Source organism: Chryseomicrobium palamuruense, assembly GCF_042649045.1.
GTDB classification, from domain to species: domain Bacteria; phylum Bacillota; class Bacilli; order Bacillales_A; family Planococcaceae; genus Chryseomicrobium; species Chryseomicrobium palamuruense.
The window spans coordinates 1-21,933 of sequence record NZ_JBHSEF010000011.1 but is presented as its reverse complement, the minus strand read 5'-3'; the positions used below and the strand labels follow the sequence as shown (position 1 = coordinate 21,933).

27 protein-coding genes are annotated in these 21,933 nt (G+C 41.1%); 8 read left to right on the top strand and 19 right to left on the bottom strand.

Annotated elements, in window-relative coordinates:
• Positions 1-5 precede the first annotated feature (5 nt).
• The 10 genes from mraZ to ACFO0S_RS04605 form a co-directional block, all read right to left on the bottom strand.
• Positions 6-437, bottom strand: a complete 432-nt coding sequence (mraZ, locus tag ACFO0S_RS04650) for a division/cell wall cluster transcriptional repressor MraZ (protein WP_378140647.1) — start codon at positions 435-437, stop codon at positions 6-8.
• Between the two features lie 161 nt (positions 438-598).
• Positions 599-2,218 carry a bacillithiol biosynthesis cysteine-adding enzyme BshC gene (gene bshC, locus ACFO0S_RS04645; protein ID WP_378140646.1) on the bottom strand — a complete coding sequence of 540 codons (1,620 nt, stop codon included), beginning with the start codon at positions 2,216-2,218 and terminating at the stop codon, positions 599-601.
• Between the two features lie 63 nt (positions 2,219-2,281).
• The gene (locus tag ACFO0S_RS04640) at positions 2,282-2,671 is read right to left on the bottom strand and encodes a DUF3397 domain-containing protein (RefSeq protein ID WP_378140645.1); all 390 of its coding nucleotides are present in this window, start codon (positions 2,669-2,671) and stop codon (positions 2,282-2,284) included.
• Positions 2,646-3,509, bottom strand: coding sequence for a ketopantoate reductase family protein (locus ACFO0S_RS04635; protein ID WP_378140644.1), 864 nt, complete (start codon positions 3,507-3,509; stop codon positions 2,646-2,648). Before ACFO0S_RS04635 ends, ACFO0S_RS04640 begins: the two co-directional genes overlap by 26 nt.
• A 52-nt stretch (positions 3,510-3,561) precedes the next feature.
• Positions 3,562-5,100: an acyl-CoA carboxylase subunit beta gene (locus tag ACFO0S_RS04630; protein WP_378140643.1), complete on the bottom strand. Its 1,539-nt coding sequence runs from the start codon at positions 5,098-5,100 to the stop codon at positions 3,562-3,564.
• A gap of 21 nt (positions 5,101-5,121) precedes the next feature.
• On the bottom strand, positions 5,122-5,334 hold the full coding sequence (locus tag ACFO0S_RS04625) for an acyl-CoA carboxylase biotin carboxyl carrier protein subunit (protein ID WP_378140642.1): 213 nt from the start codon (positions 5,332-5,334) through the stop codon (positions 5,122-5,124).
• On the bottom strand, positions 5,331-6,689 hold the full coding sequence (locus tag ACFO0S_RS04620; protein ID WP_378140641.1) for an acetyl-CoA carboxylase biotin carboxylase subunit: 1,359 nt from the start codon (positions 6,687-6,689) through the stop codon (positions 5,331-5,333). The genes ACFO0S_RS04625 and ACFO0S_RS04620 overlap by 4 nt, the downstream gene beginning before the upstream one ends.
• Before the next feature lie 96 nt (positions 6,690-6,785).
• On the bottom strand, positions 6,786-7,544 hold the full coding sequence (locus tag ACFO0S_RS04615) for an enoyl-CoA hydratase/isomerase family protein (RefSeq protein WP_378140640.1): 759 nt from the start codon (positions 7,542-7,544) through the stop codon (positions 6,786-6,788).
• A 114-nt stretch (positions 7,545-7,658) separates the two neighbouring features.
• Positions 7,659-7,832 carry a 50S ribosomal protein L32 gene (gene rpmF / locus ACFO0S_RS04610; protein WP_094941571.1) on the bottom strand — a complete coding sequence of 58 codons (174 nt, stop codon included), beginning with the start codon at positions 7,830-7,832 and terminating at the stop codon, positions 7,659-7,661.
• Between the two features lie 21 nt (positions 7,833-7,853).
• Complete coding sequence (locus ACFO0S_RS04605) at positions 7,854-8,372, bottom strand: YceD family protein (RefSeq protein ID WP_378140639.1); 519 nt, start codon at positions 8,370-8,372, stop codon at positions 7,854-7,856.
• A 126-nt stretch (positions 8,373-8,498) separates the two neighbouring features.
• On the opposite strand from ACFO0S_RS04605, the gene ACFO0S_RS04600 reads away from it, so the two are divergent.
• Positions 8,499-9,710: a nucleotidyltransferase gene (locus ACFO0S_RS04600; protein WP_378140638.1), complete on the top strand. Its 1,212-nt coding sequence runs from the start codon at positions 8,499-8,501 to the stop codon at positions 9,708-9,710.
• Here ACFO0S_RS04600 and ACFO0S_RS04595 read toward each other — a convergent pair.
• The gene (locus tag ACFO0S_RS04595) at positions 9,700-10,749 is read right to left on the bottom strand and encodes a SepM family pheromone-processing serine protease (protein WP_378140637.1); all 1,050 of its coding nucleotides are present in this window, start codon (positions 10,747-10,749) and stop codon (positions 9,700-9,702) included. The two genes, ACFO0S_RS04600 and ACFO0S_RS04595, sit on opposite strands and share 11 nt — an antisense overlap.
• Before the next feature lie 46 nt (positions 10,750-10,795).
• Between ACFO0S_RS04595 and ACFO0S_RS04590 the strand changes: the two genes are divergently transcribed.
• Positions 10,796-11,650, top strand: coding sequence for a hypothetical protein (locus ACFO0S_RS04590; protein WP_378140636.1), 855 nt, complete (start codon positions 10,796-10,798; stop codon positions 11,648-11,650).
• Positions 11,651-11,671: 21 nt separating this feature from the next.
• Here the strand turns inward: ACFO0S_RS04590 and coaD are convergent, their stop codons facing one another.
• A complete protein-coding gene (gene coaD, locus ACFO0S_RS04585) occupies positions 11,672-12,154 on the bottom strand; it encodes a pantetheine-phosphate adenylyltransferase (protein WP_378140635.1) in 483 nt (160 codons plus the stop codon).
• Positions 12,151-12,747 carry a 16S rRNA (guanine(966)-N(2))-methyltransferase RsmD gene (gene rsmD / locus ACFO0S_RS04580; RefSeq protein WP_378140955.1) on the bottom strand — a complete coding sequence of 199 codons (597 nt, stop codon included), beginning with the start codon at positions 12,745-12,747 and terminating at the stop codon, positions 12,151-12,153. Before rsmD ends, coaD begins: the two co-directional genes overlap by 4 nt.
• 56 nt (positions 12,748-12,803) lie before the next feature.
• On the opposite strand from rsmD, the gene ACFO0S_RS04575 reads away from it, so the two are divergent.
• A complete protein-coding gene (locus ACFO0S_RS04575; RefSeq protein ID WP_378140634.1) occupies positions 12,804-13,190 on the top strand; it encodes a DUF7147 family protein in 387 nt (128 codons plus the stop codon).
• Here the strand turns inward: ACFO0S_RS04575 and ACFO0S_RS04570 are convergent.
• A complete protein-coding gene (locus ACFO0S_RS04570; protein ID WP_378140633.1) occupies positions 13,185-13,457 on the bottom strand; it encodes a YlbG family protein in 273 nt (90 codons plus the stop codon). The genes ACFO0S_RS04575 and ACFO0S_RS04570 overlap by 6 nt on opposite strands.
• 93 nt (positions 13,458-13,550) lie before the next feature.
• On the opposite strand from ACFO0S_RS04570, the gene ACFO0S_RS04565 reads away from it, so the two are divergent.
• Entirely contained in the window at positions 13,551-14,459 is a 909-nt protein-coding gene (locus ACFO0S_RS04565; protein ID WP_378140632.1) for a glycerophosphodiester phosphodiesterase, read from the top strand.
• Between the two features lie 23 nt (positions 14,460-14,482).
• Here ACFO0S_RS04565 and ACFO0S_RS04560 read toward each other — a convergent pair whose 3' ends face one another.
• A complete protein-coding gene (locus tag ACFO0S_RS04560; protein WP_378140631.1) occupies positions 14,483-14,932 on the bottom strand; it encodes a YlbF/YmcA family competence regulator in 450 nt (149 codons plus the stop codon).
• 53 nt (positions 14,933-14,985) lie between these two features.
• Here ACFO0S_RS04560 and ACFO0S_RS04555 point away from each other — a divergent pair, with 53 nt between their 5' ends.
• Positions 14,986-15,477, top strand: a complete 492-nt coding sequence (locus ACFO0S_RS04555; RefSeq protein ID WP_378140630.1) for a PaaI family thioesterase — start codon at positions 14,986-14,988, stop codon at positions 15,475-15,477.
• Here the strand turns inward: ACFO0S_RS04555 and ACFO0S_RS04550 are convergent.
• The gene (locus ACFO0S_RS04550) at positions 15,434-16,699 is read right to left on the bottom strand and encodes a Mur ligase family protein (protein ID WP_378140629.1); all 1,266 of its coding nucleotides are present in this window, start codon (positions 16,697-16,699) and stop codon (positions 15,434-15,436) included. The two genes, ACFO0S_RS04555 and ACFO0S_RS04550, sit on opposite strands and share 44 nt — an antisense overlap.
• Before the next feature lie 108 nt (positions 16,700-16,807).
• On the opposite strand from ACFO0S_RS04550, the gene ACFO0S_RS04545 reads away from it, so the two are divergent.
• Complete coding sequence (locus ACFO0S_RS04545) at positions 16,808-17,509, top strand: amino acid kinase family protein (RefSeq protein WP_378140628.1); 702 nt, start codon at positions 16,808-16,810, stop codon at positions 17,507-17,509.
• Here ACFO0S_RS04545 and ACFO0S_RS04540 read toward each other — a convergent pair.
• The gene (locus ACFO0S_RS04540) at positions 17,478-18,551 is read right to left on the bottom strand and encodes a CAP domain-containing protein (RefSeq protein ID WP_378140627.1); all 1,074 of its coding nucleotides are present in this window, start codon (positions 18,549-18,551) and stop codon (positions 17,478-17,480) included. The two genes, ACFO0S_RS04545 and ACFO0S_RS04540, sit on opposite strands and share 32 nt — an antisense overlap.
• A gap of 134 nt (positions 18,552-18,685) precedes the next feature.
• Between ACFO0S_RS04540 and ACFO0S_RS04535 the strand changes: the two genes are divergently transcribed.
• Entirely contained in the window at positions 18,686-19,051 is a 366-nt protein-coding gene (locus tag ACFO0S_RS04535; RefSeq protein WP_378140626.1) for a YugN family protein, read from the top strand.
• Between the two features lie 61 nt (positions 19,052-19,112).
• Positions 19,113-20,174, top strand: a complete 1,062-nt coding sequence (gene ytvI / locus ACFO0S_RS04530; RefSeq protein ID WP_378140625.1) for a sporulation integral membrane protein YtvI — start codon at positions 19,113-19,115, stop codon at positions 20,172-20,174.
• Between the two features lie 41 nt (positions 20,175-20,215).
• Here the strand turns inward: ytvI and ACFO0S_RS04525 are convergent, their stop codons facing one another.
• Positions 20,216-20,677, bottom strand: a complete 462-nt coding sequence (locus ACFO0S_RS04525; RefSeq protein WP_378140624.1) for a DUF420 domain-containing protein — start codon at positions 20,675-20,677, stop codon at positions 20,216-20,218.
• A gap of 20 nt (positions 20,678-20,697) precedes the next feature.
• On the bottom strand, positions 20,698-21,618 hold the full coding sequence (gene ctaG, locus ACFO0S_RS04520) for a cytochrome c oxidase assembly factor CtaG (protein WP_378140623.1): 921 nt from the start codon (positions 21,616-21,618) through the stop codon (positions 20,698-20,700).
• Positions 21,619-21,933: the final 315 nt, after the last annotated feature.

The following is a 21,933-nucleotide window of genomic DNA, read 5'->3' as shown; positions in this document are numbered from 1 at the left end:
CCTCCTTAAATATTAAAATCAATCATATTCTCTGCAATTTCATTAAACGACTCTTCTGAGATTTCCGCGTAACCTTCCCACGCATCTTTTGCCCAAATTTCGAATCGGCTAGATACACCTAAAACCACACATTCTTTTTCCATATTGGCATACTCGCGAAGGTTCGCAGGAATCATAATTCGACCCTGTTTGTCGATTTCTACTTCTGTAGCCCCGGAGAAGAAAAAGCGGGTAAATGCTCGTGCATCCTTTTTCGTCATTGGAAGTTGCTTTAACTTCTCTTCGAGTTTTCGCCATTCATCCATAGGATAGCCAAAAAGGCAGTTATCTAGTCCACGCGTGATGACAAAGTTGTCATTCAAATGTTCTCTAAACTTTGCAGGAACAATTAATCGACCTTTGGCATCGAGCGAATGCTGATATTCTCCCATGAACATGCTACTCACCCCACTTTATGAAATAAACATACCACAATCCCCCACTTTCCTCCACCAATTTTCTAAAAACTAGTCAAAAAAATTCAAAAGTACTAGATTACTTGCTTTTGAAAAATTTGCAGCCGGTATTTTTCATAAAAAAAAGCCGCCAAAGGCGACTTTTAAGCAAGATGAATGACATAATGTTTTCCATCTAGTTGATAAGGAATTGACACAAGTTGATCAACAAAATGAAGACCATATTTATTTAAATAATGGAGTGGAGAATAAACCCGTTCTTGAAGCGATTCGTTTGGCACCAGTTCATTTTGGATTGCCAAGAACTTTGCCGTTTCTGCATCAAACCTCTTATAGTATAAATCCTCAATCGCTTGATTTAAATAGGAAAGTTGTTTCACGTGAATGGACTTATTCTTTTCGAGTAGCGGGTCTATTTTAAATTCTTCTGACTTAAGAATGTCTTGAAGATTTCGATACTCTTCTTCCAACCACGTCACCATCTTGTCGAGTTGTCCTGTCAGTTCTTTATTTTTTTGATTGTCAATAAAAGCATGTAAGCGTGAAGGAAGTTCCCCGTTCCATACTTCTTCAATTGTAACTTGCACGTCATCCATCTTCTGTTCGATGGCAACAGGCAATAAAGTAATACTAAAACGTGGCGAGACTATCGGCATCTTTAATTGGACAGCTTCAAACGCTTCTTTTAGAAGTGCCCAGTAAGCTATTTCTCCCGGTCCTCCGATAAACGTATGAACCGGAAGGAGGAATTGTTGCATAAGAGGTCTCGTGACGACATTGTGACTAATGCAAGAAGGGTTGCGGTCAACTTCTTGGATTAATTCTTCTTTTGTCCACGACTTCTTTAAATCCTCATTTGCAAATCCTTCATCCGTCGCTTCTAATAAGTACCGATGATTATCTTTCACATAAAATAAATGGGCGTTTTCCATACGACATTGAATAGGAAATCCATAGCCTTCCGAAGAAAGTTGCTGTTCTTTTTCGTAGACCGCCTCACGAAGTGCGGCATTCTCTTCAATTAACTGAATCGTAAACGGCTTACCCATTTCTCGCATCGCTGGATCACTGGAATTGACGAACAATAATCCGTGATGCTGGAAGAAATGTTGAAATGCCTGTAAGAAAAACTCTTTATATGACCCATACTTTTCTGCTAGTTCCATTAAGAATTTCCATAATTCACTTGTATGCTCTGTTTCAGGCATAGCGACAAATGCTTGATGAAGTAGTCCTTTTAATTCAGAAGCATCGATTGTTTGATCCGCTACCATCTCTGTCGACAGTGCTTCAATGGACAATGACAGCTTAGTGACTTCCCGGTTCTTCTCGATGAAAAAATGATTCACCTCTAAGATGTCATGGTCTTCACCGGCCATCCAGAATACCGGCACCATCGGCTGACCGGTTTTTTCATGGATCTGCTTAGCCAGTATTATGGCAGTGACCGCTTTGTGAATAGAATAGAGCGGTCCTGTTAGAATCCCGGTCTGCTGACCAGCTACAGTTACAAGTGCATTTTTCTCAAGTAGTTGTAGGTTTGTTAATTGAGCTTCATGTAGCTCCGTACCTCTCATACCTCTACGTATCGTATCAACCAAATCTTTTCTACGATGTTCAGGATAAAGCGTCTCGCCCACACGTGACGCCCAAGCCGCATCATGCCAAGGGTAAGTAAAATAGGAATTCAATTTTTCAAATTTATTAATATATGTAGTATAAAAATCCGGTGCTTTTGGCTGCGGATAAGTTGATACGATCATAGGGACACCTCTTCTGTCTTGAATACGTATACGAGTATAGCAAAATCATATCTCAAATTAAAACTATCCGCTTACATATTCGGTAATGGATTGAAAAATCCCAAAAACCCAACCGAGGAAGTAAAGAATCGATAAAACTAAAAAATAGATACGCCAAAGTAGTCGAAAAATCACACGAGGTCCCACATCACTCTTATTTTTCCATAAGACAATAACGAGAATAATAGCAATAAGCACAAGAAATAATAGAAGATTCGTCATTACGTTTGGAAAAGAGAGAGAATCATAGACAATGGCCACTGCGAAGAAAAGAGCAATGGTGGTGATATCCGCAGCAAGACCTGTCCGCCTCTTTTTTCGTATTCCCATCATTTTTCCTATGAACCAGACGATAATAAACACAAGAACAGGAAAAATGATGAATACACTAAGTATACTTTCGATCGTATTCACCTCTTTTCGATTGAATCAATTCATATAAATAACCGGTAATCGGTAAATAGCGTCCTTCTTTTTCTGCTATCTCGAGGAGCGGCTTCACGATATAGTCGACTTCTGTTTCCTCTCCACGTAAAACATCATTTCGCATTGAAGAAGTGTTTGTACTCGTTCGTTTGATTAGGTCGAACACATCTTCTAGAGACAATAGTTCTTCGAGTACCGGAATACCGAGAATAAGTTCATCATAATGGGAAATGACAGCACGTTGCAATGCTTTATTTTCACTGAGAGTTCCGTTCCGCACATCGAGAAGGGCCGTCAAAGGGTTTATTAATGTATTTAGAGCAGCCTTTCTGAGTAGAACGTGTTCAATATGACTTTCCCATTTAAGAACAGGCCCAAGTTCAGTCGCTAAGTAAGCAAATTTTTCCTCTCCTCCAAAGCGGATCGAACCATGTCCAGTATGCATTAGTATTCCGTCTTGTATGGTAGCCCCATGATCCACGCTTCCAAATACATTCGCTGTCTCCTTCAACTTTTTTGCCACTAAATTAGAAACTAAGCCGTTTTGTATGAACAATAGAGGGCCTGGATAAGTTCGTAACTGAGGTAGGACTGCAGGAAGATGATAGGCTTTGGTCGCTACGATTAACAACTCAACACTTTCGACGTCCTCCCAGTTATCCGTCACCGAAAATGAGACCATTTCAAGATCTCCTGATGGGGTTTGAAACAACATCGGTACTTCCTTCTTTGTTCGCTGAAGGACAAGCACTTGATGTCCAAAATCTTCTAGAAGTTTGGCAGTCAACAACCCAATAGCTCCTGCTCCAACAATGCCTACTTTCATTAATTCTCCCCCCTTATGTTCGAAAAAAAGTCTACCCCTAAGGGTAGACTACTTAAACTGGATATACCGGATGTTTACGCGGTGGTGCTGGGATATGCTTAGTAGCATAAAGCTCCAAACGCTCCACTAGTTCTTGACGCAACTGAGAAGGTGCAATGATTTCATCGACAATCATCTCAGAAGCCAATTTATAAATATCGATTTCCTTTTTATATTCTGCATGTTTTTCTTGCACATAGGCAAGTCTTTCCTTTGGATCTTCAATGGATTCAATCTTTTTTGAGTACACAGCATTTACAGCTGCTTCTGGACCCATAACAGCGATTTGGGCTGTTGGCAACGCAATACATACATCCGGTTCAAACGCTGGGCCTGCCATCGCATATAATCCAGCGCCATATGCTTTTCGGACCACTACTGAAATCTTTGGCACTGTAGCTGAACTCATGGCTGCAATCAGTTTCGCTCCATGACGAATGATTCCACCACGTTCTACTTTTGTCCCAATCATAAATCCAGGGACATCCGCTAAGAATAGCAACGGAATATGGAAGGCATCGCATAAAGAGATAAATTTGGCCCCTTTATCCGCTGAATCAATAAACAATACGCCACCTTTAACTTTAGGCTGGTTGGCGATAATCCCCACAGGCTTACCATCGATACGTGCTAGCCCAGTGATTAGTTCAGAAGCAAATAATTTTTTGATTTCAAAGAAGCTTCCTTCATCAATCAATTGGTCGATTGCTTCATACATATCAAATGGTGCATTTTGATTTTCTGGAATAATCTCTTCGAGTGAACGTCCTTCTTTTGGTTGAACCGCTCCTCTTACAGGTGGCTGTTCCAAAAAGTTTGCTGGGAAGAAGGAGAGGTAGGATTTAGCCAGCTCAATGGCTTGTTCCTCATTTTCTGCCAGCACATCGCCGCATCCGCTGATCGAGCAGTGCATACGGGCTCCACCCATTTCTTCAAGCGTCACCTTCTCTCCAATGACCTTTTCCGCCATACGGGGCGATCCAAGATACATGGACGCATTGCCATCCACCATGATGACGATATCACAGAAGGCCGGGATATACGCGCCACCAGCTGCAGAAGGTCCAAATAGTAAACAAATCTGCGGAATAAACCCAGACAGACGCACTTGATTATGGAAGATTCGTCCTGCACCACGGCGGTTCGGAAACATATCCAGTTGGTCGGTAATTCGTGCTCCCGCAGAATCGACGAGATAGAGAAGAGGCAAACGATTTTTTTCAGCTACTTCTTGAATACGAATGATTTTTTCCACTGTACGCGATCCCCAAGACCCCGCTTTTACAGTTGAGTCATTCGCCATGACACAGACCATCTGGCCGCCGACTTTCCCCATCGCCGTGACCACACCATCTGCTGGTAAATCGCCTGCTTCATTATTGGCAAATTTCGCATCTTCCTTATACTCTCCGTTATCAAAAAGAAGAGCTAGGCGGTCTCGAACAAATAATTTCCCCTGTTCTTTCATCTTTTCATGATATTTCGAATGTCCACCGTTAAAGATCGTTTGCACTTTCTCCTCGAGACGTTCGTTATATGACTTTGTCACCATGCACTTCTCCCCCTAGATGTATTATTCGAAAGTGACGAGTGTATCTCCTTCGTTTACAAAATCCCCTTCTGCCACATGAATTTCTGCAATTTTCCCAGCTTGGTCAGATTCAACTGGAATTTCCATTTTCATAGATTCTAGTATTAGTACAACATCCCCTGTTGTGACTTCTTCACCTACTGCTTTGTTTAATGTAAATACGGTTCCTGCCATTGTTGAGACCAGTGTTTTCATTTTGATTCCTCCAATTGATGTTGTCGGTAGTGCTCAATTACATTCGTTGCGTAACTGCCTTCTTTGAAGGCGGAATAGGAGATGAAATCTCGGAAAAAGTCGAGATTCGATTTCACTCCTTCTACATGAGAAGCTGCAAGCAGTTCTTCCGCTTTAAGGATAGCTTTCTCGCGACTCTCTCCATAGACAATCATTTTCGCAATCATCGGATCGTAATAAGGCGTGACTGTGTTTCCAGCTTGATAGCCAGCGTCAATTCGCTTTCCATCGCCTTCAGGAAGTGTCATTTCCACTAACTTACCTGGGGAAGGCATAAAACGGAGCGAATCTTCTGCATACAGCCGGAATTCAATCGCATGACCCCGCATTGTGATTTCTTCTTGGGACTTCACTGGTAGTGGTTTCCCCATTACGGTCAATAACTGCCATTCAACCAAATCAACGCCTGTAATAGCTTCCGTGATGGGATGCTCTACCTGAAGACGTGTATTCATTTCTAAGAAATAGAAGTTTTCATCTGCATCCATAATAAATTCGACAGTTCCTGCATTTTGATAATTCACTGCATTTGCTGCTTTGACAGCAGCATCATATAGACGCTTTTTTGTATCGTCAGATAAATGAGGAGATGGTGCTTCTTCAATGACTTTTTGATTTCGGCGTTGAACTGAACAATTACGCTCGAACAAGTGAAACACCGAGCCATTTACATCGCCAAAGATTTGAACTTCAATGTGACGTGCTGGTTCAACATATTTCTCCACGAAAACTGCATCATTTCCAAAATAATTTTTAGCTCGCGTTTTGATTCCCATAAACTGTTTTGCGAGTACCTCTTCGGTATCGCATTTCACCATACCAATACCGCCACCGCCACCAGAAGCTTTTAGCATGATAGGATACCCTATGCTGCTTGCAAACTGAATAGCTTCCTCAACCGTTTGTAATCCATCTTCTGTTCCCGGAACAACAGGTACCCCTGCCTGTTTCATCGTCTCTCGTGAAGCAATCTTATCACCCATTTTGTCAATCGTATCTGCAGAAGGTCCAATGAATCGAATGCCTGCTTGTTCAATTTCTCTCACAAACTCTGCATTTTCAGATAGAAACCCGTACCCCGGATGAATGGCTTCTGCCCCTTCTTCCTTGGCCACTTGAATGATGACGTCTTTATTTAAATAGGATTGGTTCACGGGTGCAGGACCAATTAAACGAGAAACGGTCGCTTCTTTTACAAATGGCATATCTTGATCCGCTTCGGAGTAGACAGCGATGGTCTCAATGCCAAGTCGCGTACATGTTCGAATAATTCGACTTGCAATTTCGCCTCGATTGGCAATTAATATACGTTTCACCTTATTTCTCCCCTTCCCACACGTTCTAAGTCTATACGATAAATGAAAGCGATTTCAACTATGAATTATCAAATTCTCAGAAATTAGAGACAATTTTTATTTTTTGCGATTTAAAAATTGTGCTACTGCTGCGTGGTGAGGTTCTTTTTCCCATAGAACTGCACATTGACGTGCTTCGTTCAAGATACGTTCTTTCACCTTCGCCTCACGTAACTTTGTTGTCAACAGTTCTTTATAAGCTTTTGCCACTGTAGGGTGGTGTGCTTTCATCTTGTGAACAAATTTCGAGAGCGCTGCCCACTTATCCCCATCATATACCTCTGTCGCCCAACCAATGTCTACTAATCTGTCGGCTGGAAGAGGTTCCGCTTCCGTTGTCAATTGCAGAAGATGGTCATAACGCATTCCTTTTTCATGCAAGAGAGTCGTCCCACCCCAACCGGAGGTAATCGCAAGCCTACCTTGTACAAATCCCGCTTTAGCCGTTTTTTTGATTAAACGGTAGTCACACGCAGAGGCAATTTCTGCACCACCACCAATTGCCGTTCCATTAATGAGGGCAATAACAGGCACAGGTTGCACAGCAAGCTCATACAGGAGCATCGCCATACGATTATGAACTTCCCATGCTTCCGCTTCTGTCACAAGAGAATGGAACACGCTCAAGTCCCCACCACTACAAAAGGCTTTGTCTCCTTCTCCTGTAATGACGCCAAAGTGAACGTCTGGCTGTTTCATGCGCTCAATAAAAAGAGTTAGACCTTCTATGACTTCATGGTTCACTGCATTATGTATATGAGGACGTGTAATTTGAAACTGTAAAATCCCATTTAACTGATCGATTCGAAAGCTCATCTGTTTTCCTCCAATAAAAAAAAGACTATCAAAGAGCCATGGTCTCTCTGATAGTCTTTATTATACGGATAACTCTAGAAGTTATCAGTATTTATCTGCTGCGCAAATACTGAATTATTTGCTTACAACTTCTTTCCCTTTGTAGTGACCGCATGATTTACATACGCGGTGAGCCAATTTTGCTTCACCACAGTTTGGACATGCAACCATACCAGGTACAGATAGTTTGAAATGCGTACGACGCTTTCTTTTCGCAGTTTTAGAAGTTCTTCTAAATGGTACAGCCATTGATGGCACCTCCTTACAGATCTAATCGTCTGTTTGATCAAAATACTTAGCTAAGTCAGCAAGTCTTGGATCCGTCTTTTTTTCGCTTGCTTCTTTTTCCGCCAGTTCTTCTTCCGTTGCGTAACTCCAAAAGCTTCCGCCTTCGGGTGTATTTGCATCTTCTTTAAAAACTTGGAGAGGAATCGTTAACAGGATCAACTCTTCCAACACAGGATCAACGTTAATCACATCTGTTGTAACAACATGTGTATGATCACTTTCTTCTGCGTGTTCCGACCAGTCAAACACTTCTGTCGACTCAATCTGAAATGGAAAAGGAACATCTTCCCATGTGCGTGAGCACGGGAGAATCAATTCGCCAGTTAACTCAAAGCGGCAAGTTAAACTCGTTGCACCGACTGTACAACGGGCCTTTACATGTACGGGTGATACGTGCCGAATTTCCGGATTTCGTTTCATAAGTTCAGGTAATTGAACCTTTTCGTCAATCTCCATCTGACTACGGCGGTATTTCGCCAATTGATGAATTGTCCACTTCATACATTTATCACCTCAAGACAACAAAGTTGATTATATAACGTGCAGAAATAGATGTCAAGATAATTTCTTGTCACCTTGTTTCTTGCACCGTATACTAAGTACTAGTATACGAAGGAGCGATGCAAATTGAAAGCAACAGGACTAGTTGTCGAACATAATCCGTTTCATAATGGACATTTCTATCATGCTCAACAGGCACGTAATGCAACGGGTGCAGATGTAGTAATTGCTGTCATGTCAGGCAATTTCCTACAGCGTGGGGAACCAGCACTCGTAGATAAATGGACGCGCGCTAAAATGTCACTTCAAGCAGGTGTCGACCTTGTGGTGGAACTACCTTACCGATATGCAACAGCTTCTGCAAAAGAATTCGCTTCCGCCTCAATATTTTTATTAAATGCACTCAAGGCAGATTCCTTTGTATTTGGAAGCGAACATGGTGATATCGGAGCTTTTCATCAGACCGTTCAGCTCATCCGCTCGAATGAACATGTCTACCAACAAGCGATACGGGAAGCTGTTCATTCGGGTAGTAGTTATCCTCAAGCTCTACAACATGCTTTTGTTACACTTCAAACGCTAGTCCCTGGACAAGATGTGGTTGATCTTTCAAAGCCTAACAACATACTGGGCTATCATTATACAGAAGCTTGCTATACATACAGTTTACCCATTACACCGCAAACGATTCAGCGGATTGGAGCTGGATACCACGATGAGATTACACCAACTCAATCCATTGCGAGTGCTACTGGTATCCGAAAAGCGCTGTTTGAAACGCAAGAATTACATACTGCGGCATCCTTTATGCCTGAGACAACGCTTAACGAATTAGATTCTTGGTTTACATCCTACAGGCAGTTCGCAAGTTGGAGTCAGTTCTGGCCAACTCTACGGTTCGCCATTCTCTCTAAGACCAGTCAACAGCTTGCAGCGATAGCGGAAGTCACCGAAGGTATTGAACATGCTCTATTAAAACATGCGGCTTCCTCATCTAGCTACGATGAATTCATGCGAAAGTTAAAGTCGAAACGCTACACTTGGACACGTTTGCAGCGCATGCTTACTCATATCTATACGGGATTTCTCGAAACCGAACGGACGGATAAATTGCCTGACGCGATTCGCCTCATCGGTATGAGCAATAAAGGACAGCTCTATTTAAATTCTGTCAAAAAGGATCTCGAGCTCCCTCTCGTCTCTCGGCTAGCGAGCTCAAAGAGCTCCTTTATTGCACAAGATATTCGGGCAAGCAATGTGTACTATTTAGGATTTGAAAGCGAAAAGCTCCATCAACTCGTTGGTCACGAATATAAAAAGCTGCCTCTTATGATTTAGGAGGCAGCTTTTCTAAGTACTCGAGTGCATCTTGAATCGTTTTGACAGGAACAATTTCAATATCTAAGTTCTCTTCTGTCGCCGTGCGGACGGCCATTTGATAATTGGTCTCTAAATCTGGATTTTTAGCCAATACATCTTCTGATAATTCATCATCTGGTGCAAACATGAAATCCACTTGTTCATCTGCAGCAGCAACCACTTTCAAATCCACCCCACCAATTCGTCCCACTGTACCATCTTGTAAGATTTCTCCAGTTCCAGCAATTCGGTAGCCCTTTGTCAAATCCTCATCTAACAACTGATTCATAATCTCTAATGTAAACATTAATCCTGCAGAGGGTCCACCGATTTCTTCGGAATGAAATACCACATTGCGCTCCGTTGCAATCTGTCGATCTTGTTGATAGGATATCCCAACTGCCGGACGTCCTGGGATTTCTGGAATGCTGCCAAGGGTTATTTCCACTTGGCGAGTTTGTCCGTCTCTCTGTACGGTAAGTTCAATCCTATCTCCCACTTTTTTAGTTGCTAATAATTCTTGTAATACAGCTTCTGAAATTTCCTGTGCACCTTCTAAATTAATGATTCGGTCTCCAGGCTGCAATTTCCCATCTGCCGGACTCCCTTTCACAACAGAATAAATAAATAACCCGTTATTTGTTATAGTGTACTCATTTCCTGTTTGTTCATAGGCAACTTGAATGGCATTAATTTGGGAATTAGACATCAACTTTAATTGGCGCACTTCATAGGCTTCGTCATCTTCGTTTTCCCTACGTATTTGATTTGCTTCCATTAAATGATCTGGATCCCGCCACAGTTGATAGAGATATGTTGCAGGGGTTGCTTTCGAAAGCGCAATTGTGAGTAATCGCAATTCACCTTCGTCATCTGTATCTTGATTTTCCACCTCGACGATGGGAGATATTTCGTATGCACCGCCCGGTTTAGAAATATAATAATCCAGTGGATAAAATAAAAATAGTAATAGTACAATGAAAGCAATCCATATTCCCCAATTTTTGAATGCTGTCATACCAAAAGCCCCCTTTTATCTTTCATTAGTTTAGCATGACCGATGCGTGATACCAACTAAGGAGCTGTTCATCGTCCACCTCATCATACAAGTAAGTTGTCTCCTCTTAATGGGCCTTGGTCTGCTCTTCCCTACCGCTTCTTACGAAGGGGCAACTCGCGGACTTACTCTATTTCTTACGGTCCTGATTCCATATTTATTACCTTTCCTTACACTATCCAAATTATTTATGTTTCTCCATTCTAAAAAAGACAAGCCGATACGTCCTCTGTGGCTTTATATTCTGTCGTCGATTGGTGGGTATCCCACTGGTGCAGCATTACTAAAACAAACGATGCAAAGACAAACGATTCAGCGTCCAGGTCTTCTTTTCAGTGCCCTTCAGTTTCCAAGCCCTATGTTTCTAATCGGGTTTATTGGCGCAGGAATTTTCTATGACATTCGCTTAGGAATCACGTTTTTTCTTTTGCTACATGTAATCAACGGGACACTCTTTTTCTATTGGGTAAAGAAACAATCGACAATAGCCGGAGTGGTTCAAAAGGCTAAACGACCAACTTCTTCATTTTTTCTTTCTCTAGCTGAAACTTTGACAACCATAGCCGTATCTGTCATTGTCAGCTCAGCATGCGCCGAAGTCATAGCTGAAATGTTTTCATTTTCTGGCACTGGGCGGGTCTTGAGTTACGGTTTGTTAGAACTCTCCTCAGGCATCGGCCTATTAAATACTTCTGTTGAAGACGTATATCTTTGTGCATTTTTCTTAGGATTTTCTGGCATGAGTGTTCATTTACAAAACATCCTGCTTCTCCGCGGGGAAGCTATTTCATTTATCCCCTATTGGTTTAGCCGACTCCTCACTATTTTGGTCCTGTGGCTCTTTATTTACTTGTTCATATAAAAAAAGAATGAAGCACGAGCTTCACTCTTTGGTATATTTCTTTTTTAAAGCCGCTTCCACAGGTGCAGGTACAAATTCACTGAGCTCTGCTTGATATTTTGCTACTTCTTTTACAATACTCGAACTTAAAAAAGAATACTCATTTTTCGTCATGATGAACAATGTTTCGACTTGATCGTTTAATTTTCGGTTCATCGAAGTAATTTGCATTTCATATTCAAAATCAGAGACGGCACGAAGTCCACGAATAATGGCTTGTGCTTTTTCTTGTTTGGTATAATCCACCAATAATCCTGAGAACGTATCTACTTCTACATTCCCTAAGTGTTGCGTTGATGTAGCTATTAAATCCATTCTCTCTTCTACGGTGAAAAGTGGATTCTTAGAAGAATTGTTTAAGACAACAACTTTAATTTTATCGAAAATCATAGACGCACGCGTAATGATATCTAAATGGCCATTAGTGATGGGATCAAATGAGCCAGGGACAACTGCAATTTTCATGAGGTCGTATCTCCTTTAGTTTCCTTGCACTCAAATAGAGAGATAGCCAATGATCCATAAATCTCTGTGCGTACGTGCGTGAAGGATGGTAATAAGTCGCTGATTGCGAGATGTTTTTCATGTTCACAAATGATGAAAGCATCTGTCGCTATCAGTTGAAGTTCAAGTAGTCTTTCAGCTAGAGAGTATAGTTTAGTTTGTGCATACGGCGGATCCAAAAAAACAAGGTCAAAAACCCGGTTCTCTTCAGCTAATCTCTCCACTGCTTTTTTTGCATCTTCTTTTAGTATAACCGCTTCTTCAATAAATTTTGCTTTTTCCACATTTTCTTTCAATACTTGAATCGCCTTGCCATTTTTTTCGACAAAAACGGCTTCTTTTGCTCCGCGGCTAAGCGCTTCAAGGCCTAGACCCCCTGACCCAGCAAATAGGTCGAGAACGCGCTCTCCATCAAAATAAGGGCCGATAATGTTAAAAAGTGATTCTTTTACTTTATCTGTAGTCGGTCGGGTCCCATCTCCAGGGATGGCTTTTAATGGGATGCTTTTTCGAGTGCCTGCTACAATTCTCAAAGAAGATCCCCCTTTCCAAATGGATTGATATTTAGTAAATTAACATAAGTAGGTTAGAAGTTGAAAGGACGTTTTTTATGATACAACGATTTATTGAACTTGGTGAAGGTTATGGTGATCTGTTTGAATTAATCGAACTTGCCAAAACGAATCACCATCGTTTACATCATGCTTATGTTTTTCAAGCTCCATATCAAGGAAGTATACGCAAATCGTTCGCCGTAGCATTCAAGCCAGCTGGCAGCGTTCCGTTTATTCCTATCTATATCTGTCGTGAAGGCATCGAAGAAAAAGCCCCCATTTCTGGTCGCGAGCAAGCTTTTCTAGAAGCCATGGAAGAGTTGCACATCACGCCTGTTCAATTAAAAGTGAAACACTCAAGTGAATATGGATCAACAGTCCATCACTACCAAGCGTTAATTGCTATCTTACGATTGAACCATTTGCTTCCGCCTTTGTCATAGACCAATTTTATAGTCGTATTCTTTCGCTTTATCCGGTTTTGAATTTTCGTATTCTGTTTTAATAAAGGGACGCTCAGACGGTATTAATTTTTTCACAAAAGGTAATTTCAGAAGTTTCACTGTGACAGCCTCTACATCTTCTTGGTTGACGTAAAGTACCGCATATTTTAACTTTTTGGAAATAAAGTAGACATGTCCATACTTGCGAAGTGTCTTTGCATGTTTTAAATGATTGACAAACACGATCAGCCCTTGTCTTGCGATCATAGCTGTACCATCCTTTCTAACGGGTGTCGTTCAGTATTGAATGTAAAACAAGTCTACCATAGGTTGAAAACTGATTCTAGAGGAGGCATTGAAATGGCTAAAAAACGAACAATTGTATTACTAGCAGCTGCAGCAGCGGGCTCTGCATGGGCAGGAACAAAGATGCTCTCAAAACCTCAAAAGCGTGAAACTAAACCCGCCCTCTCTTTTGAAAACCCAATTGTCTTGGCTCATCGAGGAGGTTCTAAAATTGCACCAGAATCTACATTACTAGCATTCGAAAAGGCTGCAGAATTAGGTGTACATGGATTTGAAATTGATTTACGCATGACGCGGGACGAACAAATAATTGTATTTCATGATGACACAGTAGACCGAACAAGTGGTCATCAGGGATCTGTAAACGAACTCACTCTTTCAGAAATTCAATCAATCGATTTCAGTGAGCACTTTGAAGGTCGGGATGAGTTAACGAAAGAGGAACTAGCAAAAGCGCGCATTATGACTCTCGAAGAGATGTTAGAACGGTTCCCATTTCTTTTCATCAATATGGATATGAAAGATTCACCCTCATCCTATGAAGGATCCCTTCTTCCATCCAAACTATGGAGAATCTTAGAAGACGCGGATGCACTTGACCGTGTCGTCGTTACGAGCTTCTTTGATGAGCAAATCGACCGGTTTAATTTGTACGCACAAAATCGTGTCGCTCTAGGAGCTGGAGAAAAAGAGGTACGAAAAGCTTATGCAGCCTACATGAGTCAGTTTAAACATTTATACCACCCAAAAGCGGATGTTTTTCAATTACCAGTGCAGCATAAATCTGTACGACTGGATTCCCCAGGATTTATAAAGTTTTTACATGACTTAAATATCCAAGTCCATTACTGGACGATTGATGAAAAGCATGAGATGGAGCGGCTGTTAAAAAACGGCGCTAACGGTATTGTTTCTGATCGTCCAGACTTAGCAGCGAAAGTTGTCGCTTCCTATTCCCATTAAAAAAAGCTCCCAAAGGAGCTTTTTTATGCTGAACAAGCACAGCCTGAACCCGTTCCACAGCCTGTCCCACATGAACCTGTGGCAGATTGAAAAAATGGATTGCTAACCGGAACTTTTATGTCTTTTGAAACAGCGTGCGCAATTAGTAAACTGAGTTCATCCAATAGATCTTGCACATCATTTTCAGCGGCCTTTAATTCGGCTACTTGCGGCAATAAATCCATTTCTCGCTTTTTCAGACGAATTTGTTTATTGATTGTGCTATAATCCGGATGATATTTACCAAAGCGTTGAACTTCTTCATACTGTTCTTTCAGCTTTGTAAACTCTTTTACCACCTGAGCGACCGCAGTGTTGGAATAGACATCATGGTATGCTTGATAATAAATTTGGACAACTTCGGAATTCATGACGAAATGGTTTAATTCATCCACTTCCTCTAGAATTTGTACCCAATCAGATGTCATCTGCATGATGATCCCTCCCTCTCACATCATACCAAATTAACCGAAAGGGGAAAACTCCCATGCATCAAACGAATGAACTTGAAAATTTTTTAAGGGATGCTTCGCCTGTCGAACATCAACTTGTTACGGACTTCATTAAAAGTTTAGAGAAAAAACGTAGTGGAGATTATTCTACATTCATTAACGCAGCATTTCAATTTGATATCACCTTTCCAGAGGATCAGTGTACTGTCAAAATGCCCGTCACTCCTCTTTGTACCAACTCCTTTCACATGCCACACGGAGGCGTGATTGCTACACTGATTGACAATGCAATGGGCTTCCTTGTGAATAAAGATTTACGCTCAATAGGAAAAGGTGCGGTCACTACAAATCTGACGGTTCATTATACAAAAGCTACGAATGACCCGATGATTTACGCTACAGCATCATATATACATAAAGGACGGCAAACACTTGTACTAGAAGCATCTGCGTACTCAGAGAGTGGTCAAAAAATCGCCTACGCTACAGGGTCATTCTTTGTGATTGATTTGCCCACTCCTCAATAACAGCGTGATCGGAATACGGAACGGAAAGATGATGCAAAAGCATCGTCTTTTCATTTCCCTTTCCAGCAATTATAATGGTGTCCCCTTCTTTTGCCGTTTCTAATACATACCAGATGGCAAGCCTTCGGTCCGGAATGATGAGTGCTTGAGGTGCCGCTGCTTGCAAATCAAGGAGAGGCTGCAAACAAGGTTCATATCTTGGATTATCCATCGTAAAGACACAATTCTGTGCATGGTGAAAAGCTATACGAGCCATTTCTCTTCTTTTCCCTCTATCTCGGTCTCCTCCGCAACCCACTACGAGGTGTAGTTTCTCTTTAGGAAATGCCTTGACCAACCTTTCAAGCGCATCCGGGGTATGCGCATAATCAATCACAACTTGAAATGAACCAAATGTTTTTTTCTCATAGCGTCCAGGTGGCAATTCTAATTCGGCATTCAGATAACTGAGTCCCATTCTCTTACATGCTTCAATAGCACATTGCTTATTCAACTCAATGACATCTGCTTGTGTAGGAACAACTATATTCTCTTTCGTGCGTAAGCCTTGACTAAACGCTCGTTGACTGACGATGGCGATATTTGCCAACTGAACGATTTCCTGTTTAATTTTTAAGTAAGTCTCGAAGTCCAAATGATAATCAAGATGGTCCTGACTTACTTCATGGGCAATCATACAATTGAAGGGAATACCCAGGAGACGCCCTTCTACGTATCCGATGGAAGAGGCTTCTAGAGCAATGACCTCACATTTTTCTCTCTCGCATAGCTCAGCAGCTCGAATCAATTCAAATAGCGGCAATGTCGTATTAGGAGAAAAACACTGCTTTACTAGTTCTCCATTGATGCGGACACCGAGAGTTCCTATCGTGCCAATTCGTACATTATCTCTAACAAGTTGCTCCAAAAAGTAAAGTGTGGTGGTCTTTCCATTTGTCCCGGTAATGCCAATCCACGTTTTCACGTGTCGCAACGTAGCCAATCGAAAAGTTGTATAGTTAGAAATAAATCGACGAAGCTCATAAATTGAAAGAATTTCCCCATTTTCTTTAAACTCCAGTCGAGGTATTCGCCCTTTTGAAAAATATGTGTAATTTTTTTCATGAATCAAATAACTATCTGCCTCTTCTTCGGAATGATCCTCCACCTTTTTTAAATAGTAAAACAAGGAACTTCTCTCTTTTCCAATCCACACCGAATCAAGTGCCAACGAGCTAATCACCTTCTCACTTCCTTACACAAAATAGGGTTCCACACATATTGTAAGTTTGTACTCGAACTATCTTATGTCGGGAGGTCATGAAATGGGAAAGCCAAAGACCCTCTTTCAGTGGTTGTGCATAAATATGGAGGATGGGCGATGCAAAACAGTGTCTCTCGGGAGGAGGTGTGTCACCGAATCATAGACGCTGTGAAAGAAGGAAAAAAAGTAGTTGCTGTTATTTCTGCGATGGGAAGAGCTGGAGACCCCTATGCCACGGATACACTATTACAATTGACAGAGTGGGAAGAAGATTCGAAGGAAGTCCATCTGGTAAAATCATGTGGTGAATTTATTGCAAGCGCAGTACTTACAGCACTTCTAAAAACACACGACATTGCCTGTGAGCTGATGTATGGGCTTGACGCAGGAATATATGGTAGTGATGGCGATATTCAAGTAGATCTTTCTGCCATTGAAAAGCGACTCACTCAAGTAGATGCTATCATCGTCCCTGGTTTTCAATACCTAACAGAAGCCGGACATTTTCAGACGTTAGGTAGAGGCGGCAGCGATTTTTCCGCCCTATTGTATGCTCAGCACCTTGGATGCCAAGCCATATTTTTTAAAGATGTACCTGGCGTTTATTATCCTGCTTCTAGTCAAACTCTTGTTTCTTCTCTTACCCACGCTCAGCTCGCTGAATGTGACGTCATACAAAAAAGAGCAGCGCACTATGCTGCCCTTCACCATATCCCGATTGAAATACGATCCTATACACTAAACTCCGAGGGAACGGTCATTCGATCTCCTCTTCCTGAAATTCAATAAAATTCTGTGTGTAATACTGGGAAAACACACCAATTCCTAAGTGCGTATAAGACGGTTCTAAAATCGTCTCTCTATGCTCTTTTGAATTTATCCAGCCATTGATCGCTTCAATCGGATCTTTGTATAATGCCGCACTGTTCCCACCGGCCTTCGTAAATTTAATTTCATATTCCTGAAGCTTATCTTCGTATTTCGACAGTTCGAAGCTGTTTACATCTCCCGTCCCACTCTTCGCAAGCTCTTCACTAAAGTCACGGGCAATGGTTTGAAGAGCTGCATGACTGTTCAGTGGATTTAAGTCGTGTTGCAGACGATGTAGATTCGTCAGGTCCGTCAATTCTCTCTCTGCTGCTCGGTTCACCGCATTTTGAATGGAAGAAGCTGGAATTACAGCATCAATAATTTCCCCTTCATAATAGATGTCATACGAGCGGTGTAGAATCAACGTTTTAGGGTCAATAAAACGGACACCTTCAAGTTCATTATCAAATGTATCAATGTATAGCTGAGCAAAAAGTTCATCATACTGAACAAGTATTCTTCGTTTTGTATCTGTAGGTGATAATGAAAAGACATAATAATTATCTTCAAGCTGCAGTCCGATTTCCGGAAGGACGATGGTAAAGCGGTAAATGTCTTCCACGGATTGGCCGATTTGATAAGGCATCACTTTGACGTCGTCTCCAGCAGCATAAATCTGGTTGATGACACCATTTTCCACACCGACCATTTGATAAGCTCGCGATGACAATTTATAGATATACCATTCGTATCCATAGACGGAAGGTTCAATTCGAGCTGGTTTGCCGTATACTTCTTCGAACGACTCGATAGATTGTCCAATAAAGGTTGATAATCCCTCTTTTGGTCGGGAGAAAATATTATAGTCTGGTGTTGACTCGAACAAATTTTCCTGCGGAAGCACTTGTCCGGTTGGTTTTTCTTCGGTTAGAATTTCATTTTCTTGGACAGGCTGATCGAAGAGAATAAAAGCAAAAATGACAACTGCAGCTGCAATAAATAATTTGGCTAAATTGTTCACTTTCACTCCACCTCCTGTTACCTTAAGTATAGCAGTGACTGTAGTTCTGACACAATGTTGTCATTGCATCATTCACTTTTTTCCTATACTATTAAGTAGAAGAAATAGGGTTAGAACCTAAAGGAGGGTGTTCCATGTATTTTGAAAATACTGGTCTAGAAAACATGGTAGTGGATCTTAATCTACTAGACGACATTATGAACAAACATGGAATGGTACGTGCTGGTGCATGGGACTATGAACGTGCTACGTATGACAAGAAATATGTAATTCGCGAAGGCACATACTACTTACGCGTTTTCACGTATACAACAGATGGAGATGTTGGTGCTCATGATGCGATGATGACACTAATGAAACCTGCAGTTGGTAAGCACTATTATCCACACGGTGTGGAATATGGTGAAGATGAAGTGTTCCCAAAACATTTATTAAAATCATGTGAACAAACACTTGCAGCTATTAAAGCTGAGTTAGCTGCTTTTGAAATTCGCGCATAACACAAAAGAGTAGAGATCACTCTACTCTTTTTTCATACATATCTATAAAGGAGTTCATCATGTGAAAGTAAAATTTATGGACCGCGTACTTTTCCGCAATATCCTCTTACTCATTGTAGCTGCAGTTGTATTTTTTGTTATACTGCCCGTATCGTTACCTATTCTCTTTGCTCTAATCGTAGCGATTATGATTGAGCCACTTGTACATTTCTCACAAAACCGCTTTAAACTCTCTCGAAAGGCGGCCGTAATTATCAATTACACCGTTACTTTCGGATTATTTATATTACTGTTCTACTTTATGATTACTTCCCTTATTTCAAGAGTCATTGACTGGTCGAAAGCGTTCCCGTCGTATTTGAATGACCTAGGGGGCATTTGGATCAATATACAAAACCAACTCTTTGATATGACGCAAGGGTTGCCACTAGAAGTAGTCAAATCAATCCAATCCGAATTGGATTCTACAATAGCATCACTACAGCGTTCCTTATTAAACATTGTCAACTATGAGAATATCACGTCTCTACTGACAGAGATTCCTTCTCTACTCGTCAGCTTCATTGTCTTTTTGATTGCTCTCTTCTTATTTATGTTAGATCTACCCTCGTTACGCGGGAGCTTTTTCAGTTACTTCTCAAATGAAACAGCGGATAAAATCCTCTTTATGTATTCAGGAATTCGACGAGTCATTGTAGGTTTTATGAAAGCACAAATTTTAGTGAGTTTTATAATATTATTTGTAAGCTTGGTGGGACTCTTCATTATCATTCCAGAGTATGCCATAGTCATGTCTCTAGTTATTTGGATTATTGATGTCATTCCGATTCTCGGTTCCATTATCATCCTAGCACCATGGTCGATTGGAGCATTTGCCATGGGTAATGTCGCACTTGGAACAAAGCTTGCCATTTTAGCTGTGATTTTGTTGATCATTCGTCGTTCTGTGGAACCGAAAGTGATGGGTGCACAGATGGGGCTCTCCCCTCTCGCCGTCTTGATTGCCATGTTTATAGGAGCCAAACTCTTTGGACTCGTTGGTTTCATAGTGGGTCCTCTTGTGGTAATTGTATTTACGACTGCAAAAGAAGCCGGTATTATTAAAATGAATTTTAAATTATAAGAAAACCCTTTTGAGTTTTACTCAAAAGGGTTTTTTCTGTATTAGTGGCCAAATATAGCTTTGAAGACGGACGTCGTCTCTCCACCTGTATAAAATACATACAGTAATAAGTAAACGGCAACTCCAGTGATGGCTACGAAGAACCAAACAACTGATGTGATAGGTCCCCACTTGCGGTGTTTTTCCAAATTATTTTTCAAGCCTAGGTACAGAGTCGTGAGACCGAATACAGCACCTGTAGTAGCTAAAATAATATGGAATATTAAAAACAGTGTGTAGTAAATTTTGATATCATCTGGTCCACCAAATGCAGTATTTCCTATAAAAAGTGTACGTGACACATAAATGATGAAGAACGTTAATGCGGAAACCGCTGCAGCGAGCATCGTCTTTTTATGTGCTTCAATTTTTCGTTGCTTGATCAGTGCCCATCCTATGGCTACAAGAATCGCACTTAAAACGATGAAGAATGTACTAATAGTAGGTAACAACGGTAATGACATAAGTGATTTCCCTCAATTCCTTAGGCTTTAGCTTGTAAATCACGCATAGCTTGTTCGGTAATTTCATCTGCACCAGCTTGTTCGTTCCGGTACCAAGTAAAGAAGACAGATGCCAATAGGACGGCATAGATCACTTCTTGAATGATCTTCATAATTATTCCGCCAAGCTGTTGATCTTCAACTGCAGACATACCCGTAAATAATTCAGGTCCAGACAATGTGATACCGGCTTGATCAATATCTGCTAGAGTTGATGCAGGTACACAAAGTTCCATAGACTTCAACCATGCATCTGATTCTGTGTATGTCGCATACATAGGCTCAGAAGCAAAAATAATCAAGGCACATGCAGGTGTAATGAGAACAGCACTTGCTATGATAAAGCCAATTTTTTTCAATCCATGAAGTGTCTTTTGATTTCTCGTCACATCTATGACAGACCACCACATTAAAAATGCCGACAAGAAAAGAAGTGATGTGACAGTCGCATGCACCAATTCATTCATTTTGATTTGGTCATGAATCAATGGAATATGATAAAACGAAAAAAACATACTAAAAATGATAAGAGATAAAAGTGGTTTTGTTAAGAACTGCAGTGGTTTTCGTATAGCCGACTTTCGTAAGATGGCTTCCCAAACCCACCACGGTATTCCTTTCATCAATAGTATAGGGACGAGTAATAATAAAAAGGCCATCTGTCCCATATGAACAGCAAATAGAATGTGACCGAGAATATCTACAGGTGATCCTTTGATGATATAAAGAAGAACCATACCTGACATAAAATAACCGATTTCGTTTCGAGTAAGAGGTTCGGATTCTTGAAACGCATTGCGTTTTTTAACAGTCACATAAAAATAGAATGCCGTAATGACGAGAAGTGAAATGAGAAAATAAGGACTCCAATTGGCTTGAAAGCCAAAGATACTTAATGACAAGGTGTGTCACCTCTCCTTTTTCATTCGTTAACCTTATTATATCCACTAAACTAAGGACTATCAATGAACAGGAGGTGAACAATCATTTAGATGTGGAGCCACCTGCTCCAGAAACTCCGAGAAAATCAGGCGGAGCCAATGAGGCGTCCTTTGACTCAATGGCCGCGATGGCATTTGGCATGGATTTCAAGCGTGCGCAACTCGATTTCACCTAGATGTGGAGCAAGCTCGCTCTGAAATCCCACATAAGAAAATCCGGCCAAAAACCCTGGCCGGACCTTTTTGAACTATTTCACATCTGATATTTGATAGTGG

Coding starts and splice junctions, on each gene's coding strand:
- rpmF (WP_094941571.1), bottom strand. CDS start 7,832: ATGGCTGTACCATTTAGAAGAACTTCTAAAACTGCGAAAAGAAAGCGT.
- coaD (WP_378140635.1), bottom strand. CDS start 12,154: ATGAAAATTGCAGTTGTCCCTGGCTCATTTGATCCCATCACTAATGGC.
- bshC (WP_378140646.1), bottom strand. CDS start 2,218: ATGATCGTATCAACTTATCCGCAGCCAAAAGCACCGGATTTTTATACT.
- ACFO0S_RS04575 (WP_378140634.1), top strand. CDS start 12,804: ATGATACAACGATTTATTGAACTTGGTGAAGGTTATGGTGATCTGTTT.
- ACFO0S_RS04630 (WP_378140643.1), bottom strand. CDS start 5,100: ATGGTGACAAAGTCATATAACGAACGTCTCGAGGAGAAAGTGCAAACG.
- ACFO0S_RS04525 (WP_378140624.1), bottom strand. CDS start 20,677: ATGTCATTACCGTTGTTACCTACTATTAGTACATTCTTCATCGTTTTA.
- ACFO0S_RS04595 (WP_378140637.1), bottom strand. CDS start 10,749: ATGACAGCATTCAAAAATTGGGGAATATGGATTGCTTTCATTGTACTA.
- ACFO0S_RS04625 (WP_378140642.1), bottom strand. CDS start 5,334: ATGAAAACACTGGTCTCAACAATGGCAGGAACCGTATTTACATTAAAC.
- ACFO0S_RS04570 (WP_378140633.1), bottom strand. CDS start 13,457: ATGATCGCAAGACAAGGGCTGATCGTGTTTGTCAATCATTTAAAACAT.
- ACFO0S_RS04615 (WP_378140640.1), bottom strand. CDS start 7,544: ATGAGCTTTCGAATCGATCAGTTAAATGGGATTTTACAGTTTCAAATT.
- ACFO0S_RS04535 (WP_378140626.1), top strand. CDS start 18,686: ATGTATTTTGAAAATACTGGTCTAGAAAACATGGTAGTGGATCTTAAT.
- ACFO0S_RS04635 (WP_378140644.1), bottom strand. CDS start 3,509: ATGAAAGTAGGCATTGTTGGAGCAGGAGCTATTGGGTTGTTGACTGCC.
- ACFO0S_RS04560 (WP_378140631.1), bottom strand. CDS start 14,932: ATGCAGATGACATCTGATTGGGTACAAATTCTAGAGGAAGTGGATGAA.
- ACFO0S_RS04555 (WP_378140630.1), top strand. CDS start 14,986: ATGCATCAAACGAATGAACTTGAAAATTTTTTAAGGGATGCTTCGCCT.
- ACFO0S_RS04605 (WP_378140639.1), bottom strand. CDS start 8,372: ATGAAGTGGACAATTCATCAATTGGCGAAATACCGCCGTAGTCAGATG.
- mraZ (WP_378140647.1), bottom strand. CDS start 437: ATGTTCATGGGAGAATATCAGCATTCGCTCGATGCCAAAGGTCGATTA.
- ACFO0S_RS04565 (WP_378140632.1), top strand. CDS start 13,551: ATGGCTAAAAAACGAACAATTGTATTACTAGCAGCTGCAGCAGCGGGC.